Origin of the sequence: Acinetobacter sp. Colony158 (assembly GCF_019264745.1) — a bacterium.
Lineage (GTDB): Bacteria > Pseudomonadota > Gammaproteobacteria > Pseudomonadales > Moraxellaceae > Acinetobacter > Acinetobacter ursingii.
On sequence record NZ_CP078523.1, the window covers coordinates 2,413,021 to 2,436,009 of the forward strand.

18 protein-coding genes and 1 pseudogene are annotated in these 22,989 nt (G+C 41.1%); 13 read left to right on the forward strand and 6 right to left on the reverse strand.

Features of this window, described 5'->3' with window-relative positions:
• The first annotated feature begins 157 nt into the window (after positions 1–157).
• The 7 genes and pseudogenes from pheA (at position 158) to JR005_RS09770 (ending at position 7,824) form a co-directional block, all read left to right on the forward strand.
• Positions 158–1,267, forward strand: coding sequence for a prephenate dehydratase (pheA, locus tag JR005_RS09740; protein ID WP_004996757.1), 1,110 nt, complete (start codon positions 158–160; stop codon positions 1,265–1,267).
• A gap of 77 nt (positions 1,268–1,344) precedes the next feature.
• The gene (locus JR005_RS09745) at positions 1,345–3,591 is read left to right on the forward strand and encodes a bifunctional prephenate dehydrogenase/3-phosphoshikimate 1-carboxyvinyltransferase (RefSeq protein ID WP_218665829.1); all 2,247 of its coding nucleotides are present in this window, start codon (positions 1,345–1,347) and stop codon (positions 3,589–3,591) included.
• 129 nt (positions 3,592–3,720) lie between these two features.
• Positions 3,721–4,101 carry a hypothetical protein gene (locus tag JR005_RS09750; RefSeq protein WP_004986901.1) on the forward strand — a complete coding sequence of 127 codons (381 nt, stop codon included), beginning with the start codon at positions 3,721–3,723 and terminating at the stop codon, positions 4,099–4,101.
• 82 nt (positions 4,102–4,183) lie between these two features.
• A complete protein-coding gene (locus tag JR005_RS09755; protein WP_004986900.1) occupies positions 4,184–5,647 on the forward strand; it encodes an aminoacyl-histidine dipeptidase in 1,464 nt (487 codons plus the stop codon).
• Between the two features lie 184 nt (positions 5,648–5,831).
• Positions 5,832–6,608, forward strand: coding sequence for a peroxide stress protein YaaA (yaaA, locus tag JR005_RS09760; RefSeq protein ID WP_004986898.1), 777 nt, complete (start codon positions 5,832–5,834; stop codon positions 6,606–6,608).
• Positions 6,609–6,651: 43 nt separating this feature from the next.
• On the forward strand, positions 6,652–7,275 hold the full coding sequence (locus JR005_RS09765) for a metal-dependent hydrolase (RefSeq protein ID WP_151829571.1): 624 nt from the start codon (positions 6,652–6,654) through the stop codon (positions 7,273–7,275).
• Positions 7,272–7,824, forward strand: a pseudogene (locus tag JR005_RS09770) (GNAT family N-acetyltransferase). The gene JR005_RS09765 and the pseudogene JR005_RS09770 overlap by 4 nt, the downstream one beginning before the upstream one ends.
• A 41-nt stretch (positions 7,825–7,865) precedes the next feature.
• Here JR005_RS09770 and JR005_RS09775 read toward each other — a convergent pair.
• Both JR005_RS09775 and ahpF read right to left on the reverse strand, forming a co-directional pair.
• Entirely contained in the window at positions 7,866–8,210 is a 345-nt protein-coding gene (locus JR005_RS09775; protein ID WP_005004922.1) for a hypothetical protein, read from the reverse strand.
• Positions 8,211–8,390: 180 nt separating this feature from the next.
• A complete protein-coding gene (ahpF, locus tag JR005_RS09780) occupies positions 8,391–9,950 on the reverse strand; it encodes an alkyl hydroperoxide reductase subunit F (RefSeq protein WP_005004919.1) in 1,560 nt (519 codons plus the stop codon).
• A 225-nt stretch (positions 9,951–10,175) separates the two neighbouring features.
• On the opposite strand from ahpF, the gene JR005_RS09785 reads away from it, so the two are divergent.
• Both JR005_RS09785 and JR005_RS09790 read left to right on the forward strand, forming a co-directional pair.
• On the forward strand, positions 10,176–10,391 hold the full coding sequence (locus JR005_RS09785) for a DUF1653 domain-containing protein (RefSeq protein ID WP_004986886.1): 216 nt from the start codon (positions 10,176–10,178) through the stop codon (positions 10,389–10,391).
• Positions 10,392–10,411: 20 nt separating this feature from the next.
• Positions 10,412–10,999, forward strand: a complete 588-nt coding sequence (locus JR005_RS09790) for an O-methyltransferase (protein ID WP_151833603.1) — start codon at positions 10,412–10,414, stop codon at positions 10,997–10,999.
• Positions 11,000–11,100: 101 nt separating this feature from the next.
• On the opposite strand, the gene JR005_RS09795 is transcribed toward JR005_RS09790, so the two are convergent.
• Complete coding sequence (locus JR005_RS09795; RefSeq protein ID WP_004986883.1) at positions 11,101–11,307, reverse strand: KTSC domain-containing protein; 207 nt, start codon at positions 11,305–11,307, stop codon at positions 11,101–11,103.
• A 183-nt stretch (positions 11,308–11,490) separates the two neighbouring features.
• A complete protein-coding gene (gene ahpC / locus JR005_RS09800; RefSeq protein ID WP_004986882.1) occupies positions 11,491–12,054 on the reverse strand; it encodes an alkyl hydroperoxide reductase subunit C in 564 nt (187 codons plus the stop codon).
• A 434-nt stretch (positions 12,055–12,488) separates the two neighbouring features.
• On the opposite strand from ahpC, the gene hrpA reads away from it, so the two are divergent.
• The 4 genes from hrpA (at position 12,489) to fdhD (ending at position 21,024) form a co-directional block, all read left to right on the forward strand.
• Positions 12,489–16,343: an ATP-dependent RNA helicase HrpA gene (hrpA, locus tag JR005_RS09805; RefSeq protein ID WP_218664977.1), complete on the forward strand. Its 3,855-nt coding sequence runs from the start codon at positions 12,489–12,491 to the stop codon at positions 16,341–16,343.
• 30 nt (positions 16,344–16,373) lie between these two features.
• A complete protein-coding gene (locus JR005_RS09810) occupies positions 16,374–17,483 on the forward strand; it encodes a beta-ketoacyl-ACP synthase III (protein ID WP_049176149.1) in 1,110 nt (369 codons plus the stop codon).
• A gap of 272 nt (positions 17,484–17,755) precedes the next feature.
• Entirely contained in the window at positions 17,756–20,167 is a 2,412-nt protein-coding gene (locus JR005_RS09815) for an FdhF/YdeP family oxidoreductase (protein WP_218665830.1), read from the forward strand.
• 59 nt (positions 20,168–20,226) lie between these two features.
• Positions 20,227–21,024, forward strand: a complete 798-nt coding sequence (fdhD, locus tag JR005_RS09820; protein ID WP_218664978.1) for a formate dehydrogenase accessory sulfurtransferase FdhD — start codon at positions 20,227–20,229, stop codon at positions 21,022–21,024.
• Between the two features lie 54 nt (positions 21,025–21,078).
• Here fdhD and JR005_RS09825 read toward each other — a convergent pair whose 3' ends face one another.
• Entirely contained in the window at positions 21,079–22,002 is a 924-nt protein-coding gene (locus JR005_RS09825) for a hypothetical protein (protein ID WP_171494807.1), read from the reverse strand.
• Between the two features lie 130 nt (positions 22,003–22,132).
• Positions 22,133–22,989: amino acid permease (locus JR005_RS14860; protein WP_228731681.1), on the reverse strand; the 857-nt coding region annotated here is incomplete at its 5' end.

A 22,989-nucleotide genomic window follows, 5' to 3' on the forward strand; every position in this document is an offset into this window, starting at 1 on the left:
TTAAATGAGATTGATTCTTAATAAAGGTATTAAAACATAAATAACAAAGATGTGAAGTGAAAATCAGGATTTTATCCATTTGACTGATCTCGATGCTATAGCAAACATGACAAGTCTTGATATACTGTCGCAAACCATTTGCAGAGGCTGCATTACAATGATCCATGATGATCAGAACTCGTCAACTTCTCTCGATTTACAACAAATTCGCGATGATATCGATTCTGTCGACCAACAGATTCAGGAACTCATTAATCGTCGTGCAAGTCTGGCTGAAGCAGTAGCTAAAGCAAAATTTGCAGCCGAAGAAAATCCGTTGTTTTATCGACCAGAACGTGAGGCACAAGTTCTGCGCAGAGTCATGGAGCGTAATAAAGGCCCATTATCTGATACTACGATGGCACGTTTATTTCGTGAAATCATGTCGGCTTGTTTGGCACTTGAAGCACCGCAAAGCATTGCATTTTTAGGTCCAGAGGGCACTTTTACCCAGTCTGCGGTACTTAAGCATTTTGGTAAAGATGCGATCGTGCGCCCATTACCGACCATTGATGAAGTATTTCGTGAAGTTGAAGCTGGAAGTGCGCATTATGGTGTGGTTCCTGTTGAAAACTCATCTGAAGGGATTGTGAATCACACACTGGACTGCTTCAAAACCTCGCAATTAAATGTGATTGGAGAAGTTGAACTGCGCATTCATCACCAGTTTTTAGTCTCTGAAAATACCCGCAAAGACAGCATCAAACAGATTTATGCTCATCAGCAAACATTGGCGCAGTGCCGCCAATGGCTAGATGCACACTATCCAGGTGTTGAACGTGTGGCATTAAACTCAAATGCAGAAGCGGCGCGTCGTATTCGCAACGAATGGCACTCGGCTGCGATTGCTTCTGACCTTGCCGCATCACTTTATAATCTTGAAATCTTACATAGCAATATCGAAGACAACCCAGAAAATACTACACGTTTCTTAGTCATCGGTCGTGAAAAAATTCCACAAAGTGGCAATGATAAAACCTCGCTTTTGATTTCTGCGCATGATCGTGCAGGTGCTTTACTGGATATTTTAGCGCCGTTTGCAAAACATGGCATCAGTTTGACCAGTATTGAAACACGTCCAGCTCTGCCTGAAAAATGGGCTTATGTGTTCTTTATCGATTTAGAAGGACATATCGATCAGGAAAATGTCACAGCAGCGTTGAATGATATCCGACCAACTGTTAAAGAGTTACGTGTACTTGGTTCTTATCCAGCAGCTGTATTGTAGTTCTGTCTTGATTTTTTCATGATACAGAGATGACATTGTCCTTTTAAATATTGCTTACGGATTTAGATATACACATGATGCCAGAACCTTTGTTTCATAAAGTCGTATTTATTGGACTCGGCCTGATTGGTTCGAGTCTGGCACGAGTGATACAGACTGAACATTTAGCAAAAACAGTGGTTGCTTCGACCCGTTCGCAAAAAACACTGGATGATGCCAAAGCCTTAGGTTTAATTGATGTCGGTTATCAAAATCCGATTGATGCTGTGCAAGATGCAGACTTGGTTATACTGGCTTTGCCTGTTCGCGCAACACAAAAGATTTTGCAGCAAATTAAGCCCTACTTAAGTGAAGATACGATTTTAACCGATGTAGGAAGCACCAAAGGCAATGTGGTCGCTGCTGCCCAAGCCGTGTATGGGCAAGATTTGCCCGCAGGTTTTGTGCCAGGTCATCCGATTGCGGGAAGCGAGCATACGGGTGTGCATGCAGGGAAAGTCGATTTATTTGCCAATCATAAAGTGATTTTAACGCCACTTCCAAGTAGCGCAGATTGGGCGGTTGAAAAATTAATTGAATTGTGGTCTGCGGCTAAAGCCGAAGTGATTTGCATGGATGTGGAAAAGCATGATGAAGTGCTGGCACATACCAGTCATTTACCACACTTAATGGCGTTTAATCTGGTTGAGCAACTGGCCAATCGAGAAGACAATCTGGACATTTTTCGTTATGCGGCGGGTGGTTTTCGGGATTTCTCGCGGATTGCAGCCAGTGACCCTCAAATGTGGCATGACATCTTTTTTGCCAATAAAACTGCGATACTTAAGGCTGTTGATGGTTTTGAACAGCAACTTGCTCAATTACGACAACTGATTGAAAGTGAAGACTCACATGCACTGATGGGGCTGCTTGGGCATGCTCAGGCTGCGCGTCAACATTTTAATCATATGTTAGCTCAGAAACCCTTCATGGAGAAAAATAAGGTGACACAGCAATTTAGTATTCTACCGGGAAAAAAATCATTTCAAGGTAAATTTACCGTTCCGGGTGACAAATCTGTGTCACATCGTTCCATTATGTTTGGTGCGATTGCGGAAGGTACCACTCATGTTACAGGATTTCTGGAAGGCGAAGATGCATTAGCAACTTTGCAGGCTTTTCGAAATATGGGTGTCAGCATTGAAGGGCCTAAAAATGGTGAAGTGACCATTCATGGTGTAGGGATGCAGGGCCTGAAAGCTCCTGCGGGCGCGTTATATATGGGGAACTCGGGCACCAGTATGCGGTTACTTTCGGGCATGCTTTCTGCACAAAAGTTTGATTCGGTGATGACGGGTGATGCATCACTCTCTAAACGTCCGATGGAACGTATCGCGAAGCCACTTCGTTTAATGGGCGCACAAATTCAGACGACGGGTGAAAAAGGAACACCACCTGTCAGCATTACAGGTGCGCAAGCATTAAAAGGCATTCACTACGATTTGCCGATGGCATCTGCACAAGTCAAATCAGGTATTTTATTGGCAGGTCTATGGGCGGAGGGAGAAACGTCAGTGACTGAACCTGAACCTACCCGTGACCATACCGAGCGTATGCTTCGTGCTTTTGGCTATGAAGTCAAAACTGAAGGAAATAAAATTTCACTCATTGGCGGTGGTAAATTAACGGGGACGGATATCCAAGTCCCATCCGATATTTCCTCTGCCGCATTCTTTATGGTGGGTGCTGCGATTACGGAAGGTTCAGATGTTATCCTTGAAGCAGTTGGGATTAATCCTACCCGTACCGGTGTAATTGAGATTTTAAAACAGATGGGTGCTGACCTGACTGTGGAAAATGAACGTATCGCAGGCGGTGAACCCATTGCAGACATTCATATTAAGGGTACACGTACACTAAAAGGTATTCATATGCCTGAAGACCAAGTGCCACTTGCGATTGATGAGTTTCCAGCCTTATTCATTGCGGCAGCTTGTGCAGAAGGTCAAACGATTTTAACAGGTGCGGCTGAGCTTCGCGTTAAAGAATCTGATCGTATCCAAGTGATGGCAGACGGTTTAAAAATCATGGGCATCGATTGTACTCCTACGGATGACGGCATCATCATTCAAGGCAAAGGAAAATCAGGTGATTGGTCTGCAATTTTCACAGGTGGTGAAATTGAGTCGCATCATGATCATCGTATTGCCATGAGTTTTAGTATGGCAGGTTTACGCACTTCTGAAGAAATTAAAATTGTGGGTACTGAAACGGTCGCGACAAGTTTTCCTACTTTTACCGAGTTGGCAAATCGTGCGGGCTTAACCATTCAGGTCAGCCAATAATTTAGCAGCTAGATTGCGCTATACTGGTTAACATAATAGTGACACAGCGGTCGAGTTTCGGCTTGGCTGCTGTTTGTTTATTGCTTTATGCTAAATGACAGTGATAACTATAAATGCAGGGTGCGCAACATGAGAAAACTACAGTTTATTGCGAATTGTCCTCATCACTATGAAGGTCATGAGCTAAATGAATGCCGTATTACGCAGGAATATGTGGCTGCACTTTTATTTAAACAACTAGGTGAGTATGGCTTTGATGCCCAGCATATTGCCCATGAGCATCAAAAAGTTGAAGTGAATATTGAAAATCATCAGCTTCCTTTATCTGTAACCTGTACTCAAAAAAATGATGATGGGCAATTGATGTGTGAAATCACGGCCTATCCCAAAGAAGAACAAGACTGGTTTGAAAAAATAGAAACTCAGAGTGTGATCCGTCAGTTGGCACAGGCCGTTGAAAATAGTTTGAAATCAGATCAGACCTTTACTGCATTTGAGTGGAAAAACTAACACAACAATTATCAGTATCTCTGGAAGTTGTTGCGGTGTATATTTTTAAATATCTAAAGCCGTTGTCCAGAGTTCAATTTACATGTCACAAGTCGATTTTTCCCAACTTGCTCCAAATTTGGTCTGGAAACATTTTCAGACCTTATGCACAATTCCGCGTCCCTCAAAAAAAGAACAAAAACTACGTGATCATCTGCAAGCTTGGGCTGAACAATTAGGCTTGGAAACCTATGTGGATCAAGTCGGTAATCTGATGATTCGTAAAGCTGCAAGCCAAGGCAAAGAACACGTGACAGGTGTGGTTTTACAGGGTCATCTGGATATGGTGACGCAGGCCAACTCGGGCACGATTCATAATTTTGAGCAAGACCCGATACGACCTATATTGGAAGATGGTTGGTTGGTTGCCAAAGACACGACATTGGGTGCTGATAATGGCATTGGCGTAGCTCTGGCGCTAGCGGTACTGGAATCCGATGATATTTCTCATGGTCCAATTGAGGTTTTACTCACTGTAGATGAAGAAGCGGGCATGAGTGGCGCGAGATTACTTGAAAGTGGTGTTCTTAAAAGTAAGTGGCTATTTAATATCGATACCGAAGAATGGGGCGAGCTTTACTTGGGTTGTGCGGGTAGTCAGGATGTTGAGGTTCATCAAAAGCTAAGCTATATCGCGGCTCCTCGATCGGGATTAAAAACGGTTGAAATCTCAGTTACTGGATTGAAAGGTGGACATTCTGGCGTAGATATTCATTTAGGGCGTGGTAATGCCAATGTCATCCTGTCAAAATTTTTGCATCAGTATTTATTTGAGTTGGATGCTTATCTGGTTGAATTTAGCGGCGGTAGTGCGCGTAATGCAATTCCGCGTGAAGCCACAGCTTTGATTCTGATTGATGAAAGCCGAATAGAGACGCTACAAAAATATGTCAAAAACTATGAGAATCAATGTCTACAAAAATTAAAAGGGATTGATGATCGATTAAAAATTGACGTTGAACTTAAAGAGCAAACAGTCACACAAGCGATTCATCCTCAACAACAAACCTCGTGGTTAAGTGCTTTGGCAACTTGTCCTTATGGGGTGGCAAAAATGAGTGATGTTTTAGACAATGTAGTTGAAACCTCGAACAATATTGGCGTGGTTCAACTCAATCAACAACAAGCCAAAGCTTTGATTATGGTGCGTTCAATGGTTAATCGTGAAGCTGAACGTTTTTCTCAGGAGATTGCAGCACATTTTAATAAAGCTGGTATCGCATCTGAGTTTACACCGCTGGTTTCAGGTTGGACACCTAACCCAGATTCTGCGGCATTAAAATGTCTACAACAGGCTTATCAGACGGCTTTTAATATTGAACCGCATTTAAAAGTGATACATGCTGGTTTGGAGTGCGGCATTATTGCTGAGCATTATCCTGATTTACAAATGGTCTCATTTGGACCTGATATTCAAGGTGCGCATGCACCGGGAGAGCAGGTGAAAGTGGATACGGTCGAAAAATGCTGGAAGTTGTTGGTAACCGCATTGGAAAGTGTGAAATAAAAAGAGTGAATACGGCTCAAAATCAAGGTCATTACTTTGATCCAGAGCCGATACCTTCATCAAGTGTTTTATTTCAATTGATATTTATATAAACGATGATTGTCAACAAAATCCTAAATTCGCTTTGAGACTGAAAGTGTTATAGTCTTACTTATTATTTATTTACAGGTTTATTGAGGTTTTTATGCTTTCAGTCATTTCTCCCGCCAAGACTTTAGACTATGAAACCACATTACCAACAGATAAACACACTTTACCAAGACTACTAAATCAGTCTGAGCAATTGATTGAAGTTTGCCGTGAGCTATCAGCATCACAAATTGCCAGTCTAATGAGTGTCAGTGACAAGATAGCAACTCTAAATGCAGATCGTTTTCGTGATTGGACCGCTGATTTGTCGCTTGCCAATGCACGACAAGCCATTTATGCCTTTAAAGGTGATGTTTATACGGGCTTGGATGCATACAGTTTAAAACAGGCAGATATCGAATTTGCTCAGACCCATTTACGCATGTTATCGGGTTTGTATGGACTACTGCGTCCATTGGACTTGATGATGCCATATCGTCTGGAAATGGGAACCAAATTACACAATCCGCGCGGACATAATTTGTATGAGTTCTGGGATGATCAAATTACCCAGTTGATCATTAAAGATTTGGAACACACCAAAACTGATATCCTAGTGAATATTGCTTCAGATGAATACTATAAATCGGTCAATGAAAAACTGATTGATGCGCAGATTATCAAACCTGTATTTCTCGATCAAAAAAATGGTAAATACAAAGTGATTAGTTTTTATGCCAAAAAAGCCAGAGGTTTAATGGCACGCTTTATCATTGAAAATAAACTGGAAAAAGCACAGGACTTAAAAGCATTTAATGGTGATGGTTATTATTTTGATGCTGATAATTCCACTGAATCTGAACTGGTATTTAAACGTGATGAACAGGCTTAATAATGGTGAAACTTGCTTAAGAGTACAGCAGGAGTGATGATCGATGTGGAACGAAATACTTCATCGTTCATGGCTTCGGTTAGAGCAAAATTATCATTTTAATGATAGTCAAAATGTTCTAAACGTGTTAAAGCAGGCTTATGCTGAATCCCAACGCGCCTATCATACTTTGCAACATATAAGTGAATGTCTATTCCACTTTGAACAGGTGCAGGATTTACTTGAGGATGCCCGCGCAGTTGAACTGGCTCTGTGGTTTCATGATGCAGTTTATAATCCTAAAGCTTCAGATAATGAAGCATGTAGCGCAACATTATTTCAGGATTTATTAAAAGATGATTTATCTACCGCGCTCTTAGCTAAAATTTCGCAATGGATTATTGCGACCAAACAACATTTCCCCAGTTCCGATCAGGATTTAAACCTGTTATTGGATATTGATTTGGCAATTCTAGGGGCTACATCTAAACGGTTTATAGAATATCAACAACAGATTCAATGTGAATATGATTGGGTTGATTCAGAAATTTATCAACATAAACGTAAGCAGGTGTTAACGCATTTTTTTCTGCAACAACCGTTATATCAAACGACTTTTTTTCAAGATCATTTTGAATTACAAGCCAAACAAAATCTTACACTGGCACTTGCTGGAAATCTAAAATGAATACTGGTGTATCAAGAACCATTGAAACTCCAAGATTAATTTTACGTCCATGGAGGCTTGAAACCGATCTAGAGCCTTTCTTTATCCTTAATTCTGATCCACAAGTGATGAAATATTTTCCCAGTCCTTTGACTCGTGCTGAAAGTGATGCCTTAGCACTAAAAATATTTGAATTGATTGAACAACAGGGTTGGGGGATTTTGGGCGATTGAATTAAAAGAGACGCATCATTTTATTGGATTTTGCGGTTTACATTCGCAACCAGATTTATTTGATTTTTCGCCATGTGTTGAAATTGGTTGGCGGTTGGATAAAAATTATTGGGGGAAGGGTTATGCTTTTGAAGCAGCGCAGGCAGCATTGAACTTTGCTTTTACTCATTTGAAGTTAGATGCGGTAGTTGCATTTACTGCAATACAGAACAAGCCTTCAGAAAAACTGATGCAACGCTTAGGAATGTCTTTTCAATCGACATTTAAACATCCTAAGCTTCCAGAAGAAAGTGCTTTACAATTGCATGTTTTATATAAAATAAATTCCCCATCATAAAAAATCCCGCTTTTAATGAGCGGGATTTTTTTGTTCATAAATTAATTGTGAGTGCTTTCTTTCACATTTTTCGCTGTATTTTCAACAGAAGCAGCGGCATCGTGAGCAGCATCACGAGTTGCTGCTTCTGCTTTATCCGCAGCATGTTCAGTTGTTGCCGCTGCATGATCGGCCGCAGCATCTATTTTCGCGACTGCATTGTCTGTAGCCGCATCAATTTTTGCAGCAGCGTCAGAAGTTGCATGCTCAACATCATGGCTCGCCTGAGTGGCTGCATTTTCAAGATGTTCGCCTGTCGTTGCCCCTGTTTCTGGTGCTTTATCTTTATTACAGCCAACGAGGGCAACGGTCGCAGCAAGACCAAGAATCATCATAAATTTATTCATTTTAACTTTCCTTTTAATATGGTATCCAAAATGACTGGATGAATAAATTGTACGCATAAGAAGCAATTCATGACGATTATAATTTGTAATTAAAATGTTAAAAAATGCAATAAAAAAAAAGGCTTATCTTTCGAGGGTGGATAAGCCTATAAAACCAAGTCTGATTTTTACAACACTTGTTTAACTATTCCGAATAATATAATCAAACGCTGAAAGAGATGCTTTTGCCCCTTCACCTGTGGCAATAATGATCTGCTTATACGGCACAGTGGTACAGTCACCCGCAGCAAATACCCCTGCTACATTGGTTTCGTTACGCTCGTTGATAATAATCTCACCGCGTGGACTTAACTCGACTGATCCTTTCAAGAAATCTGTGTTTGGCAATAAACCAATCTGTACAAAAATTCCTGATAGTTCAATGCTGTGTTCTGTCTCTGTAGCACGGTCTTTATATTTCAAAGCGGTCACCTGAGCACCATCACCGACGACTTCAGTTGAAAGTGCATGGGTGATTACAGTCGCATTCGGCAAGCTATTTAGTTTGTCCTGTAACACTTGGTCGGCACGAAGTTTGGTATCAAATTCAACCAAAGTCACATGCTCCACAATACCTGCCAAATCAATTGCCGCTTCAACACCCGAGTTACCACCACCAATCACCGCAACTTTTTTGCCTTTAAACAATGGACCATCACAGTGTGGACAATACGCTACACCACGAGTCGCATATTCCTGTTCACCCGGAACGCCCATTTTTCTCCAGCGCGCACCTGTCGATAAAATCACGGTTTTCGATTCAACTTTGGCACCATTTTCCAATTCAACTTCCACCAGACCTGAAGCAGTTTGATCGGCACCGACAATTTTACTGACACGTTGCAGATTCATAATGTCCACATCGTACTCACGTACATGTTTTTCCATATCCGCAGCAAACTGTGGACCTACAGTTTTTTGTACAGAAGTAAAGTTTTCAATGTCCATGGTATCCATGACCTGACCACCGAAACGCTCTGCGATCATGCCTGTACGAATGCCTTTACGTGCTGCATAAATCGCCGCAGTACCACCCGCAGGACCCGCACCCACCACTAATACATCAAAAGCCTGTTTGGCATTAATTGCCGCTGCATCTTTTTCAGCAGCCCCACTGTCCAGTTTTGCCACAATTTCTTCTAAGGTCATACGACCTTGGCCAATATGATTGCCATCTTGGAACACCATCGGAACTGCCATGATTTTGCGTTGTTCCACTTCATCCTGGAAGAAGGCACCATCAATCATGGTCGCAGTGGTATTGGGGTTATAAATCGCAATTAGATTCAGTGCCTGAACCACATCTGGACAGTTATGACAGCTTAAAGACACAAATACATCAAAGTCTGCTTTAAGATTCAAACCTTTAATCTGGTTGAGCACCTCATCAGAGACTTTCGGTGCATAACCTGAAGTTTGTAACAAGGCTAAGATCAATGAAGTAAATTCATGACCCATCGGTAAGCCCGCAAAGAACACACGTGGTTGTTCACCGACTTTGGCAATACCAAAACTTGGACGGCGTGTATTTTGACCATCAAAGCGAGCCGTGACTTGATCAGAGAGTTCCGCAATTTCAGTAACCAATTCTTTGATCTTGGCAGCTTTGTCTGAATCATCCAGAGCAGCGACCAATTCGATAGGACTTTCTAAACGTTCTAAATAGGCTTTTAACTGAGTTTTGATATTTTGATCTAACATAATCAAGCTCCAAAGGAGTAAATTTTTAACTTGTTGAGAATATTACGATAAAACTTTAAATAGGTGAAACAGTATGTTTTTATGATTTTAATCGGTTTATTGAATAATTGGATTGTAATAAAAATCACGCTTTATTGATTCATACTTAGTGAAAATCACTTTGTTATATAAATGACATCTTGAGATGAGATAAGATGATCAACCTTATACTTAAGGAATATCGGCATGAAACTACAGGCAGGAATCTATCAACATTATAAAGGTAATCTTTATCAGGTTTTTCATGTGGCTAGACATAGTGAAACAGAAGAAGAGTTGGTCGTTTATCAATGTTTATATGGTGATTATTCTATTTGGGTCAGGCCTTTGACCATGTTTATTGAAACGGTTGATGTAGATGGTCAGCCAGTGCCGCGTTTTAATTTTCTTCATCAAGTTTAAAAAACTCTAAAGGTGAGTGTATGCTAAATCGTGAATTTTTATTGCGTCTATCAGAATTATACGATGAGTTTCAACAACACGATGCCAAGCAGTCTGATCGTCTTCAACGTTTTCGAAATATCGAGCCGGATTCCGCGCAATTTCTTTCGATGCTAATTCGGACGCAACAATCCAAATCTATTTTAGAAATAGGCACATCGACAGGTTATTCAACTTTATGGTTAGCTGAAGCAGCACAGGCAACGGGTGCAAACATTGTCACACTTGAAATAGAAGAAAAACGTAGTCAACAGGCAAAAAACTACGCGCAGGAACTCAAACTGGACACAGTTATTGAGTTTTGGGTGGGAGATGCCGCGCAATATTTACAACAAGCCCAAACCACTTTTGATTTTATTTTATTGGATGCAGAGCGAAGTTATTATCCAAATTACTGGAATGATCTTAAGCGTTTAATTCGTAAAAACGGTGGAGTCTTGATGGTGGATAATGTGATTTCCCACGCGGCTGAGGTCAAAGCTTTTTTAAATATGATTAAACATAATGGAGATTTTTTAACCAGTACCATTTCATTTGGCGCAGGTTTGTTTATGGTGGTGGCAAAATAAACGATCAAATGGGCGTGTATGGCAAGGTGACTCAGCTTAAATAAACACGATCGTGCCTTGCCTAAAGATAAAGAATGTGTCGTATAAAAAATTGTTGTAATTTAAAAAATCGACAGTCGACTAAAATGTAAATCAAATTCTAAATATTTCTGCACAAAAGCGGTTTTATCTTGTGAACGCAGTAAATTGTCATAAATAAATTCTGGTACGGGGTGATACAGTTCACCTTTGCCATTGTTATAAAAAATTTTTAGATAACGTGAAGCCGCATTGTATTTCCAGGAAGTGACGGCAACCAATTTTTCCATAGAATTCTCCCCTAAAGGTGAGCAGCATACGATAAAAGATCGTGCTACTCATTTGAACATTAATGTAATTGATGCTGCACCTATAGATGAGAATTGTAAAAGTTTAATTCATGATAAATTAATCACTTAAAATGAAAGAGCCACCCAAAAGGGTGGCTCCAGATCTATTTAAAATCTAAAGAATTAGATTTTACCGACTAGATCAATTGAAGGTGCTAGAGTTGCGTCGCCTTCTTTCCATTTTGCAGGGCAAACTTCACCTGGGTGAGAGTGAACGTATTGAGCTGCTTTTACTTTGCGAAGAAGTTCTTGCGCATCACGACCAATACCACCTGCATTGATTTCAACGATTTGGATTTTACCTTCTGGATCGATTACGAAAGTACCACGGTCAGCAAGACCAGCAGACTCAATCAGAACTTCGAAGTTTTTAGCAAGTGCCCAAGTTGGGTCACCAACCATAACGTATTGGATTTTTTTGATTTCTTCAGAAGAATCATGCCAAGCTTTATGCGTAAAATGAGTGTCAGTAGAAACTGAGTAGATTTCTACGCCTAATTTTTGGAATTCAGCATAGTTGTCTGCAAGATCACCCAGTTCAGTTGGGCAAACAAATGTGAAATCAGCTGGATAGAAGAAAACAACAGACCATTTGCCTTTAAAGTTTGCTTCAGAAACTTCAACGAATTGACCGTTGTGATATGCAGTTGCTGTGAATGGTTTAACTTCTGTATTAATTAAGCTCATCATTTTCTCCATGATTGAGGTTTATATTTAAACTCTAAAATTCTGATTTAGCATAAAGAATTTTATTTTATTGAGGAAATGGTATTTTTGCATGATTAGAATCGGAAAAACTAATAATCCTGTAAAATGACCATCACCACATTATGGTTTCCATCATTTCAGCGCAAAATTATGATCTGAAAATGACAATCGCCTATAAATTTGATTTGCATTAGAACATGCAGGCGATTGAGAAAAAATTCAAGGTGAAAATGTAAAAAAACAATGAATTTGTCAGAAATAAACCAGTTCTTTCATCATTGTTGCAACCCACTTTATTTTTTACTCATAGGAGGAAATAAAAGGGACTGATGAAAGAAGTCTAATGGCTTTCGTTATCAGGTTATACCGCGTAAAATAGATTGCTTGTTATCAATATTTAGGAAATTTTATCTGTGCAGCGTGATTTAGATGTAAATCAATGGGTGATGGTGCGTGATCGACATCGTTTAAATCGACTAGGCAAAGGTAAAGAAAAAAATTTAGAGCAATATCAACAATTATTCGAAAAATCAAATGCTCAGGTGAAAGCGCGAATTGCTCGTTTTCCCAAAATAAAACTCAATCAGGATTTACCCGTCACGCAATATGCAGATCGTTTAATTGACGCCATCCAACAGCATCAAGTGATCATTGTGGCGGGTGAAACAGGTTCGGGTAAAACCACCCAGTTGCCACAGATTGCGATGTTGGCAGGTCGTGGTGCAACAGGCATGATTGGCCATACTCAGCCTAGACGTTTGGCAGCGCGAAGTGTCTCACAACGGATTGCAGAAGAAGTCGGGGAAAAACTGGGTGAATCGATTGGTTTTAAAGTTCGGTTTAATGAACAGGGTTCCAACGATTCCATCGTTCGCTTAATGACCGATGGTATTTTGCTTGCAGAGCTGGGACATGATCGCTACTTAAATAAATACGACACGATTATTATCGATGAAGCACATGAACGCTCGCTGAATATCGATTTTATCATGGGCTATCTCAAACAAATTTTAAAAAAACGCCCAGATCTAAAAGTCATCGTGACCTCAGCAACTTTGGATGTGAATCGCTTTAGTCGTTATTTTAATGATGCGCCAATTTTTGAAGTCGAAGGGCGCAGTTTTCCAGTCGAAGTGCGTTATCGCCCGATTTCGGAACTCAGTATTGGCGGTAGTGATGACGATGAGTTTGATGATTTTGAAGAAAATTTGCCACGTGCGGTGGTGCAAGCGGTGGAAGAATGTTTCGCCGATGCCGAAGAAAAAGGACATCCTGAACACGCCGATATTTTAATCTTTTCCAGTACCGAACAGGAAATTCGAGAGTTACAGGAAACCTTGCAAAAACACGGCCCACGTCATACAGAAATTTTACCGTTATATGCACGTTTAGGTCTGGGTGAGCAACAGAAGATTTTTAGCCCCAGTGGTAAAGGTCGGCGCATTATTATTGCCACCAACGTGGCTGAAACTGCGTTGACGGTACCGAATATTCGCTATGTGATTGACAGTGGTTTTGCGCGTATCTCCCGTTATAGCTACCGTTCACGGGTTCAACGTTTACCAATTGAGGCGATTTCCCAAGCAGCAGCCAATCAGCGTAAAGGGCGTTGTGGTCGTATTGCACCTGGGGTTTGTATTCGTTTATATAGCGAAGAAGATTTTCTCAGTCGTCCTGAATTTACCGAACCTGAAATTAAACGAACGAATTTGGCGTCAGTGATTTTGCAAATGCAAAGTCTGGGCTTGGGAACCGTTGAGGAATTTGATTTCATTGAACCGCCTGATCATCGATTGGTGAATGATGGTCGTAAACTTCTGGTTGAACTTGGTGCGATGAACGAGCGCAAACATGAGTTAACCAAAGTTGGACAAATGATGTCACGCATGCCGATCGATCCGCGTTTAGCGAGGATGATTGTCGGTGGTTCGCATTTTGGTGTACTCAATGAAATTTTGGTCGTGGTTAGTGCGCTAGCGGTACAAGATCCGCGTGAACGTCCCGCAGACAAACAAATGCAGGCGGATCAAAAGCATGCTTTGTTCCGTGAAGCAGATTCAGACTTTCTGTTTTATTTAAAACTTTGGGATACCCTGCAAAATAATCCAGATATGGCAACGGAAAATAAACGCCGTCAATTTGCCCGTCAGCATTTTTTAAGCTGGTTGCGTTTACGTGAATGGAAACAAACCCATGCGCAATTGGTCGATTTAGCGCAAAGTATCAAACTGTCTTTTAACGATAAAAAAGCCAGTTATGAAAATTTACATCGTGCATTACTCACGGGTTTATTGTCTTTTGTGGCCAATAAAACTGATGAACGTAATATTTACATGGCGGTGCGTCAGCAAAAAGCCAAAGTTTTTCCTGCCAGTACTTTGCACAAATCCAATACGCCGTGGGTGATGGCCTTTGAAATGGTGGAAACGTCTCAGGTGTATTTGCGTACACTGGCCAAGATTGATCCCGAATGGATTTTGCTCGCGGCGCGTGACTTGTTGAAATATCACTATTTTGAGCCACACTGGTCGAAAAAAGCGGGAATTGTGCAGGCCTATGCCCAGATTTCTTTGTTCGGTTTAATTATTGAACCGAAACGTTTAATTAATTTTGAAAAAGTCGATCATCCAGCAGCGCGTGAAATTTTTCTCAGAGACGCGTTGACGACTGGTCATCTGGGCATCATGCCGCCATTTTTAAAGCATAATTTACTCAAACTTGAAGAAGTCGAACGGGTTGAGGACAAATTACGCCGACGTGATCTGGTGGTCGATGAAGAAACGATTTATCAGTTTTATGCAGAACGTGTGCCTACTGATATTGCCAGTCGAAGCAGTTTTGAAGATTGGCGCGCGACGATTGAACCCAAACAGCCGCGCTATTTATTTGTTGAAGATGATGCGCTTTGGCAAAGTGATCGACCCACCACGCAACAATTTCCTGATTATTTACACAATGGCGATTTACGTTTAGCGACTACTTATCGTTTTGATCCAAGTCATGATCAGGATGGTGCAACTGTTAAAATCCCTGTGCAGGCTTTAGCCCAAGTTGATGAAGCTTTATGGTCGTGGGGCATTCCGGGATGGCGGCTGGATTTGATCGAGGCCTTACTCAAAGCCTTACCCAAAGACAAACGTCGACATTTAGTCCCGATTCCAGATACCGCTAAAAAACTGATGCAAAGTGTCGATGCAACCCATTTACGCGAGCATATTTTTAAGTTTCTGGCGTTTGCGCTACGTGGTGAACAGATCACCGAAAAAGATTTTTCTTTTGAACGTATTGATCAATATCTGGTGCCGTTTATCTTAGTCGTTGATGAAAAAGGTCGAGTGATTGAAAAAGGTCGCGATTTAGCTGAGTTAAAAGCACGTTGCCGTACCGAAACCCATCGTCCAGTCAAACAAATGCAAGGTGAGTTTAAAACCTTCCCAGAAAGCTTTGTGTTTGAAGCATCACAGAAAGTCACAGGCGTGGTGGTCAAGCAATATCAGGCTTTAGTTCCAGTCAAAAAGTTTGCTGAATTGCAACAAAAAGATGAATCTGGCGTGGTGATTCAAACTTTTAATGATCAGGCTGAAGCAATCAGACAGCATCGAGAAGGGATTATTGGTTTAGTACATATGCAACTGGGTGATCTGGTCAGACAGTTGAAAAAGCAAATCTCTAAACCATTGGCTTTGGCTTATTCTCCTTTGGGTGACAAAGCCAAACTTGAACAGATGCTGCTCTATGCGACGCTGCAACTGAGTATCGATCAACTACCTGTCAATCAGGCTGAGTTTCAGCAATTATTACAGAAGGTTAAGCAGACGTTTTTAACGCATGGACAACAGGCGCTTCAAGTCATTTCGGATATTTTTATTCAGTGGCAAAGCATACGCCGTCAACTCATGATGCTAGATACCGAGATTTTCGGACGCAGTATCGATGATATTGAAGATCAACTGGATTTGATGCAACTCAGTGATTTTGTTTATACCCGTAGCTCAGAGGTCTGGCTTGAATATCCACGTTACTTAAAAGCATTGTTGATGCGTCTGGAACGTTTGCCGAATAATTTGCAACGTGATGAAGCTGCAATTAAAGACGTTGATCCATGGATGGATAAACTATTTAAGTTTAAAAACAATCCTCAAATTAAAGAGCTATACTTTATGGTAGAGGAATTTCGAATTTCCTTATTTTCTCAACCGATGAAAACCAAGATGCCTGTTTCTCCCACTCGGCTACAAAAACTATGGGAAAAACAAGGAATCGGTTAGAATACTTACATTCTTAACAAGGAGTTTTACATGGGCATCCGTATTACTGGAACTGGTCTATTTCATCCGACCGAAACAATCAGCAACGAAGAACTGGTTGAAACGCTTAATGCTTATGTGGAACGTTACAATACAGAAAATGCAGATAAAATAGCCGCAGGCGAGTTGCCTGAGCGTCGTGGTTCAAGTGCCGATTTTATTGAAAAAGCATCTGGTGTTAAAAGTCGTTATGTGGTTGAAAAATCAGGTGTATTAGATCCAAGTCGTTTACGTCCACATTTGCGTGAACGCAGTGATGATGAGATTTCATTACAAGCAGAGTGGGGCGTGATTGCAGCCAAACAAGCCATGCAAAATGCAGGCGTGGGGCCTGAAGATATCGATGTGGTGATTTTGGCTTGTTCAAATATCCAGCGTGCTTACCCTGCTGTTGCCATTGAAATTCAGTCAGCATTAGGCATTCAAGGTTATGCGTATGATATGAATGTTGCCTGTTCAGCCGCAACTTTTGGTCTAAAACAAGCCGCTGATGCGATTAAATCAGGTGCGCGCCGCGTATTATTGGTCAATGTTGAGATTACATCAGGACATACCGACTATCGTTCACGTGACTGTCACTTTATTTTTGGTGATGTTGCCACCGCTTCTATTATTGAAGACACCGAAACCAAAGAAGGTTTTGAAATTCTAGATATTCATTTGTTTACTCAGTTCTCCAATAATATCCGCAATAACTTTGGCTTCTTAAACAGCAGTGAAGAAACCAGTCGTGACGACAAACAGTTCCGTCAGGATGGCCGTAAAGTATTTAAAGATGTTTGTCCTTTGGTTGCTAAAATCATTACAGGTCAACTGGAAAAAATGCAGATCCCCGCGGATGATGTTAAACGTTTCTGGTTGCATCAGGCCAATGCCAATATGAACCAACTGGTTGCAAAATTAGTTTTGGGTAAAGAGGCCGAAGCTGATCGTACACCGATTATTCTGGATGAATTTGCCAATACCTCATCGGCTGGGGTGATCATTGCCTTGCATCGTACAGGTAATCAGGTCGATGCGGGTGAATATGGTGTGATTTGTTCATTTGGTGCAGGTTACTCAGTCGGTTCGCTCATTGTACAAAAGCGCAAAGCAGGCTAAGTTCTGATTTCAAACTTTTGAGACTCCACTTTTGTGGAGTTTTTTATTTTGATCTGTTTAGATTTATGTAATAACGCATTGAAAAACGGGTTTGAAAAGTAGATATTCATTCAAAGATCAAGATAAATTAAGTCCAAACATTGAACCCAGATATATAACATTCCAGAACCAGAAAATCCAGAAACAGAAAATATAGAACCACGATTTGCTTTCGATGATGAATTTAATGTGTCTAGTCGTCTCTTACAATATAAATAACAGCAGGTGAAATGATGGATCATGATAATCAAAAGCCAGAACACGATCATGGCTATGCAAGAATTGAACCTTACGATCAACCTGCTGGAGGTTGGGGAGCCTTACTCAGTGTAGCCCGAAATTTAAAACGTCAGGAAACGTTCAAAAAAGGCTCTATTTCACTGCTCAATATTAATCAGCCGACAGGTTTTGACTGTCCGGGATGCGCATGGCCAGAAAAGAAAGATGCGCATGCTTTTAATTTTTGTGAGAATGGCGCGAAAGCAGTTGCATTTGAAGCCACCAGTAAACGTGTTAGTCCTGAGTTTTTTGCAACACATACGGTAAGCTGGTTATCAGAGCAAAGTGACTTTTTTCTGGAAGATGCAGGGCGGATTACCGATCCGATGCGTTACGATGTCGTAACGGATAAATACGTTCCCATTAGCTGGGATGAGGCCTTTGAGTTGATTGCCAAGCATCTACAGGCATTGGATGATCCTAATCAAGCCGCATTTTATACATCAGGACGAGCCAGTAATGAGGCTGCTTTCCTGTATCAGCTTTTTGTGCGAAGTTATGGCACCAATAATTTTCCTGATTGTTCCAACATGTGCCATGAAACCACCAGCGTCGGTTTAAAAGATTCGATTGGTTTAGGCAAGGGGACCGTGACGCTAGATGATTTCGATCAGGCAGATGCAATTTTTAGTTTCGGGCATAATCCGGGGACCAATCATCCTCGAATGCTCGCGACCTTAAGAGAAGTATCGAAACGCGGTGGAACTATTATTGCGATTAATCCCTTAAAAGAACGTGGATTGGAGCGTTTTCAGGATCCACAAGCACCCTTGGAAATGATCACCAATGGTAGCACACCGATTAGCCGCTATTATTTTCAACCGAAAGTGGGCGGTGACTATGCCATTATGTTTGGAATGCTTAAACACCTGTTAGAGTGGGATCAACAGGCGATCACCAAATCGAAGGAAAGCATATTTGATCGCTCATTTATTGCGGTGAATACGGTTGGTTTTGAAGAAATGCGGGCAGAAGTGCAAAATACTTCATGGTCAGACATTCATCCGCATACGGGTCTTAGCCCTGAACATCTGGAGGCATTAGCCAAACTTTATCTTGAATCCAAACGTGCCATTTTCTGTTGGGGGATGGGGATTACTCAACATCGTCATGGTACAGCCAATGTACATATGCTCGCCAATCTCATGTTAGCGCGTGGGCATATCGGTCGTCCTGGTGCGGGTTTGGCACCGATTCGTGGTCATAGTAACGTTCAGGGTGACCGCACCATGGGCATCAATGAACTGCCAAGTCCTAAAATGCTGGACAACATTGATCGGGTGTTTGGTATTCAATCTCCGCGAGAAAATGGCATGGGTGTGGTTGAAACCATTAAAGCGATGGCAGAAGGGCGGGTCAAAGTTTTCATTGGCTTGGGAGGGAATTTTGCGGTTGCCACACCTGATACTGAATATACTCAGCAAGCCTTACGTGCCTGTAATTTGACGGTACACATCACCACGAAAATGAATCGAAGTCATCTGGTTTGTGGACAAGATGCCTTGATGTTGCCCTGTTTGGGGCGTACTGAAGTTGATATTCAAAAACATGGGCCACAGTCGATTTCCGTCGAAGATTCTATGAGTAATGTACATTTGTCCGCTGGGCGCAATGAACCGATTTCATCAGATTTACTCTCTGAGCCCGATATTATCGCCAGAATTGCCGAAGCAACCTTGCCTAAGAGTCAAATCAAATGGCGTTGGTATATCGAAAGTTATGATCGTATTCGTGATGCGATTTCGGAAGTCTTTGATGAGTTTCATGACTTTAATCAGCGTGTTTATCAACCTGGCGGTTTTCATTTGGAACACCCTGCCAATCAACATATCTGGAATACGCCAAGTGGCAAGGCACAATTTTTAATTACTCCGATTTCGGAAGTCTATGCAGATCACGAACATCGTTATGCAGATGCTTACACTGAAGCTAAAGTCTATACACTCATGACCACACGTTCGCATGATCAATACAATACGACTTTGTATGGTCTGGATGACCGTTATCGAGGGGTATATGGACAGCGCCGTGTCTTATTTATGAATGAACAGGATATTGAAGCAGCAGGTTTCCAGCCTGATCAATGGGTCGATATTGAAAGTATCTATTCAGATGGAATAAAGCGCATTGTGCATAGTTTTCGGATTGTGCCTTATAACATCCCGCGTGGAAGTTTAGCGGCTTACTATCCTGAAACTAATCCACTTGTGGCGCTGAGTAGCCATGACAAATACGCCAAGATACCAGCTTCTAAAAGTGTGCCAGTGATTTTGCATGCAGGACATGCACCTGAACATTTCAATCTAGCGGCAGAGGTTGACCCTGAGAAAGCCGATCAAATTATTGCTACGGCGAAAGTCAGTTAGTGCTCTATTCATGTGGGAATGGCGTGTCAAAAGCGCCGTTTCCTGATAAGGAAAAATCGATGGATGATACCTTACAGTCGCCATTAGGTTATGAACCTTTGATCGTTCAGCGTTATAGTCATGGAAGTGTTCAGGAGCAGTTAGACGACGTCGTGCAAGAAACCCCTGTAGCACTGGTCTACAATGGGATTTCTCATGCCGTGATGATGGTGACCCCGATTGATCTTGAGGTTTTTGCCAAAGGTTTTAGTTTATCGGAAGGTATTCTGCAACATCTCGCTGAACTCTACACACTAGACATTGTAGAAAATGAGTTAGGGATTCAGGTGGACATGACGATTTCATCACGTGCTTTTGCGGCATTGAAGCAGCATCGTCGTGCTATGACTGGAAGAACTGGTTGTGGGCTTTGTGGTATCGAAAGTTTGCAACAGCTTCATCAGGATGTAACGTCAGTCAGTACCAAATTTTTATCGACATGGCTCAATGATATTTCACAAGCAGTTTTACAGTTAAATGCAAAACAAAAAATCACAGCATTGACTGGAGGAGCACACGCCGCTGCATGGGTAGTGAATGGTGAAATTTGCACTTTGTTTGAAGATGTAGGACGACATAATGCACTGGATAAGTTACTTGGATATATTGCACAGCAACAATTGGATGTTTCCAATGGTTTTGTACTCATGACCAGTCGAGCCAGTTATGAATTGGTACGAAAATGTGCTCGACTGAATATTGCCTTACTCGCATGTATTTCTGCCCCCACCAGTTTGGCGATTGAGATGGCTAAACATTCAGGTTTGGCTTTGGCTGCATTTTGTCGAGGACACGGCTATGTGCTATATAACGATTAAAATGTAAAATTTACTTTGTGCTGAATTTTCCAATTTCACTGTCAAACTTGAGTTTTAACTCGCTTGTTCTGGATCTAGCCTCAAGGCTTCATTTGGGCAAATCGATTCAATAATGCTTTGTACCACTAAAGGATGCTGTAAATAACCTACGATCTCATGAGGTTTATGCGCAAAAGTCGAAATTCCTTGATTGATAATCGACGGTTGAAAATTGAAAAAACTATGATCAAGTGGAAAAGTGGTCAAATAGTCTTCATGTGAATAAAAATTATGCCAATCTCCTTGCAAGGCTTCGAGTTGTTCTGTTGGACGATTTAGTCTGGATTGCACCACTCGAAAAGCCAGTGGTGAAGCAAGAGTAATGAAGCGCTTTATTTTTACTTTCTTTGAAAGCTGTTGCAGTAAATTATAGGCAATCACCGTTCCGAGTGAATGTGCCACAATGATGTATTCTTCATCTTCGTCAAAAGATTGAATCACACGCTGATGTACATCATTCATAAAGTCTGGATTGGCGAGATATAAATACACTTCCAGAATATATCGATGCAACATATTTTCATGCAATTTGGGAAATTTGTTTAATAACATCACAAATTCACGTAATACATGATCTTTGGCTAAATGCGAAAACAAATATAAACGCGAAGTCAAACTTAATTCCTCATGGTGTTGCGCCAATAAAGGAATTAATTTTCGATCCTGATCAATCTGTTGCGGTTCAGGATTTTGTAAATAGGGCAAATGCCAGTCTTGCCATGCTTGTGGCATAAAAGCATCTAAGGGCGTATCTAATTGTGCCAATCGATGTTGATGGATTAAATCACCATAGTAAGGGAAAGCTAGATTAAGATTTTGAAATGGAACCTGAACATCAAGATGATCTAAACCGAGTTTAAAAATATTTAACCAGTGATCTTGTAAGCCTTGAGCATCAAAGCTCTGTTGTTGTGCACCGTGTATAAAAATTAGTTTCATTGTCATGGTATCAATTATTCTTATGCTTGATTTGACTGTAGCACTGAGAGGTCTGGAGATACCAGCCATACAAACAAAAAAAGTGTAGCGATTTGCTACACTTTTGCTAGAAAAATGAAGTTATTAGCGTTTAATGATTCGAATTACGATAAAATATAAAATGGCTCACGTAGCACAAAGCAATAAAAATTAGACAGCAAATAAAACCTGTCAGCATTTCAGGATCCGCCGCCATACTTAAGCAAGTAATCAGGCAGAAGAAAAACCCTAAAATCGGCACAATTGGAAAAAGTGGCGCTGCAAATTTTAAATCCTGAACAGTATGGCCTGTCTTATACCATTGTCTTCTGAAATTAAACTGACTTAAACAGATACTCATCCAGACCACAACCATGGTAAATGCCGCTACACCCAAGAGATTTTTAAAAATCGTTTCAGGTGCAAATTGCTCAGATAATAGTCCTGGAATTGCACCGAACATAGTCACAATTAAGGCAACAATAGGTGTACCACTTTTTGTGAGTTTAGAAAAAATACGCGGCAAATGTTGCTGTGAAGAGAGTGACCACATCATCCGCGAAGCAGCATATAAACCTGAATTGGCTGCGGAAAGTAGCGCAGTGATAATCACGAAACGAATAATATCATCCGCATAAGGAATCCCAATGTAGTTAAATACCGTAACAAACGGGCTATTACTCACACTATGACCGCCTAAACCTGCTTGTTCAAAAGGCAGTAGGGCACTGATCACAATAATTGTACCCACAAAGAAGATCAATAAACGCCAAATTGCTGCATTAATCGCTTTGGGTACATTATCCGCAGGATCTTTCGTTTCGCCTGCTGCAACACCAATCAGTTCCGTACCCGAAAAAGCAAAGTTCACAATCAGCATGGTAGCGAAAATCGGCATGAATCCCTGAGGAAACCAGCCTTGTGCAGTTAAATTACTAAATAGAGGAGCTGATTCATAACCATGAAAGG

Bases quoted from the DNA above. Each gene is read 5' to 3' on its own strand.
- pheA (WP_004996757.1), top strand. From the start codon at position 158: ATGATCCATGATGATCAGAACTCGTCAACTTCTCTCGATTTACAACAA.
- JR005_RS09745 (WP_218665829.1), top strand. From the start codon at position 1,345: ATGCCAGAACCTTTGTTTCATAAAGTCGTATTTATTGGACTCGGCCTG.
- JR005_RS09750 (WP_004986901.1), top strand. From the start codon at position 3,721: ATGAGAAAACTACAGTTTATTGCGAATTGTCCTCATCACTATGAAGGT.
- JR005_RS09755 (WP_004986900.1), top strand. From the start codon at position 4,184: ATGTCACAAGTCGATTTTTCCCAACTTGCTCCAAATTTGGTCTGGAAA.
- yaaA (WP_004986898.1), top strand. From the start codon at position 5,832: ATGCTTTCAGTCATTTCTCCCGCCAAGACTTTAGACTATGAAACCACA.
- JR005_RS09765 (WP_151829571.1), top strand. From the start codon at position 6,652: ATGTGGAACGAAATACTTCATCGTTCATGGCTTCGGTTAGAGCAAAAT.
- JR005_RS09775 (WP_005004922.1), bottom strand. From the start codon at position 8,210: ATGAATAAATTTATGATGATTCTTGGTCTTGCTGCGACCGTTGCCCTC.
- ahpF (WP_005004919.1), bottom strand. From the start codon at position 9,950: ATGTTAGATCAAAATATCAAAACTCAGTTAAAAGCCTATTTAGAACGT.
- JR005_RS09785 (WP_004986886.1), top strand. From the start codon at position 10,176: ATGAAACTACAGGCAGGAATCTATCAACATTATAAAGGTAATCTTTAT.
- JR005_RS09790 (WP_151833603.1), top strand. From the start codon at position 10,412: ATGCTAAATCGTGAATTTTTATTGCGTCTATCAGAATTATACGATGAG.
- JR005_RS09795 (WP_004986883.1), bottom strand. From the start codon at position 11,307: ATGGAAAAATTGGTTGCCGTCACTTCCTGGAAATACAATGCGGCTTCA.
- ahpC (WP_004986882.1), bottom strand. From the start codon at position 12,054: ATGAGCTTAATTAATACAGAAGTTAAACCATTCACAGCAACTGCATAT.
- JR005_RS09810 (WP_049176149.1), top strand. From the start codon at position 16,374: ATGGGCATCCGTATTACTGGAACTGGTCTATTTCATCCGACCGAAACA.
- JR005_RS09815 (WP_218665830.1), top strand. From the start codon at position 17,756: ATGGATCATGATAATCAAAAGCCAGAACACGATCATGGCTATGCAAGA.
- fdhD (WP_218664978.1), top strand. From the start codon at position 20,227: ATGGATGATACCTTACAGTCGCCATTAGGTTATGAACCTTTGATCGTT.
- JR005_RS09825 (WP_171494807.1), bottom strand. From the start codon at position 22,002: ATGAAACTAATTTTTATACACGGTGCACAACAACAGAGCTTTGATGCT.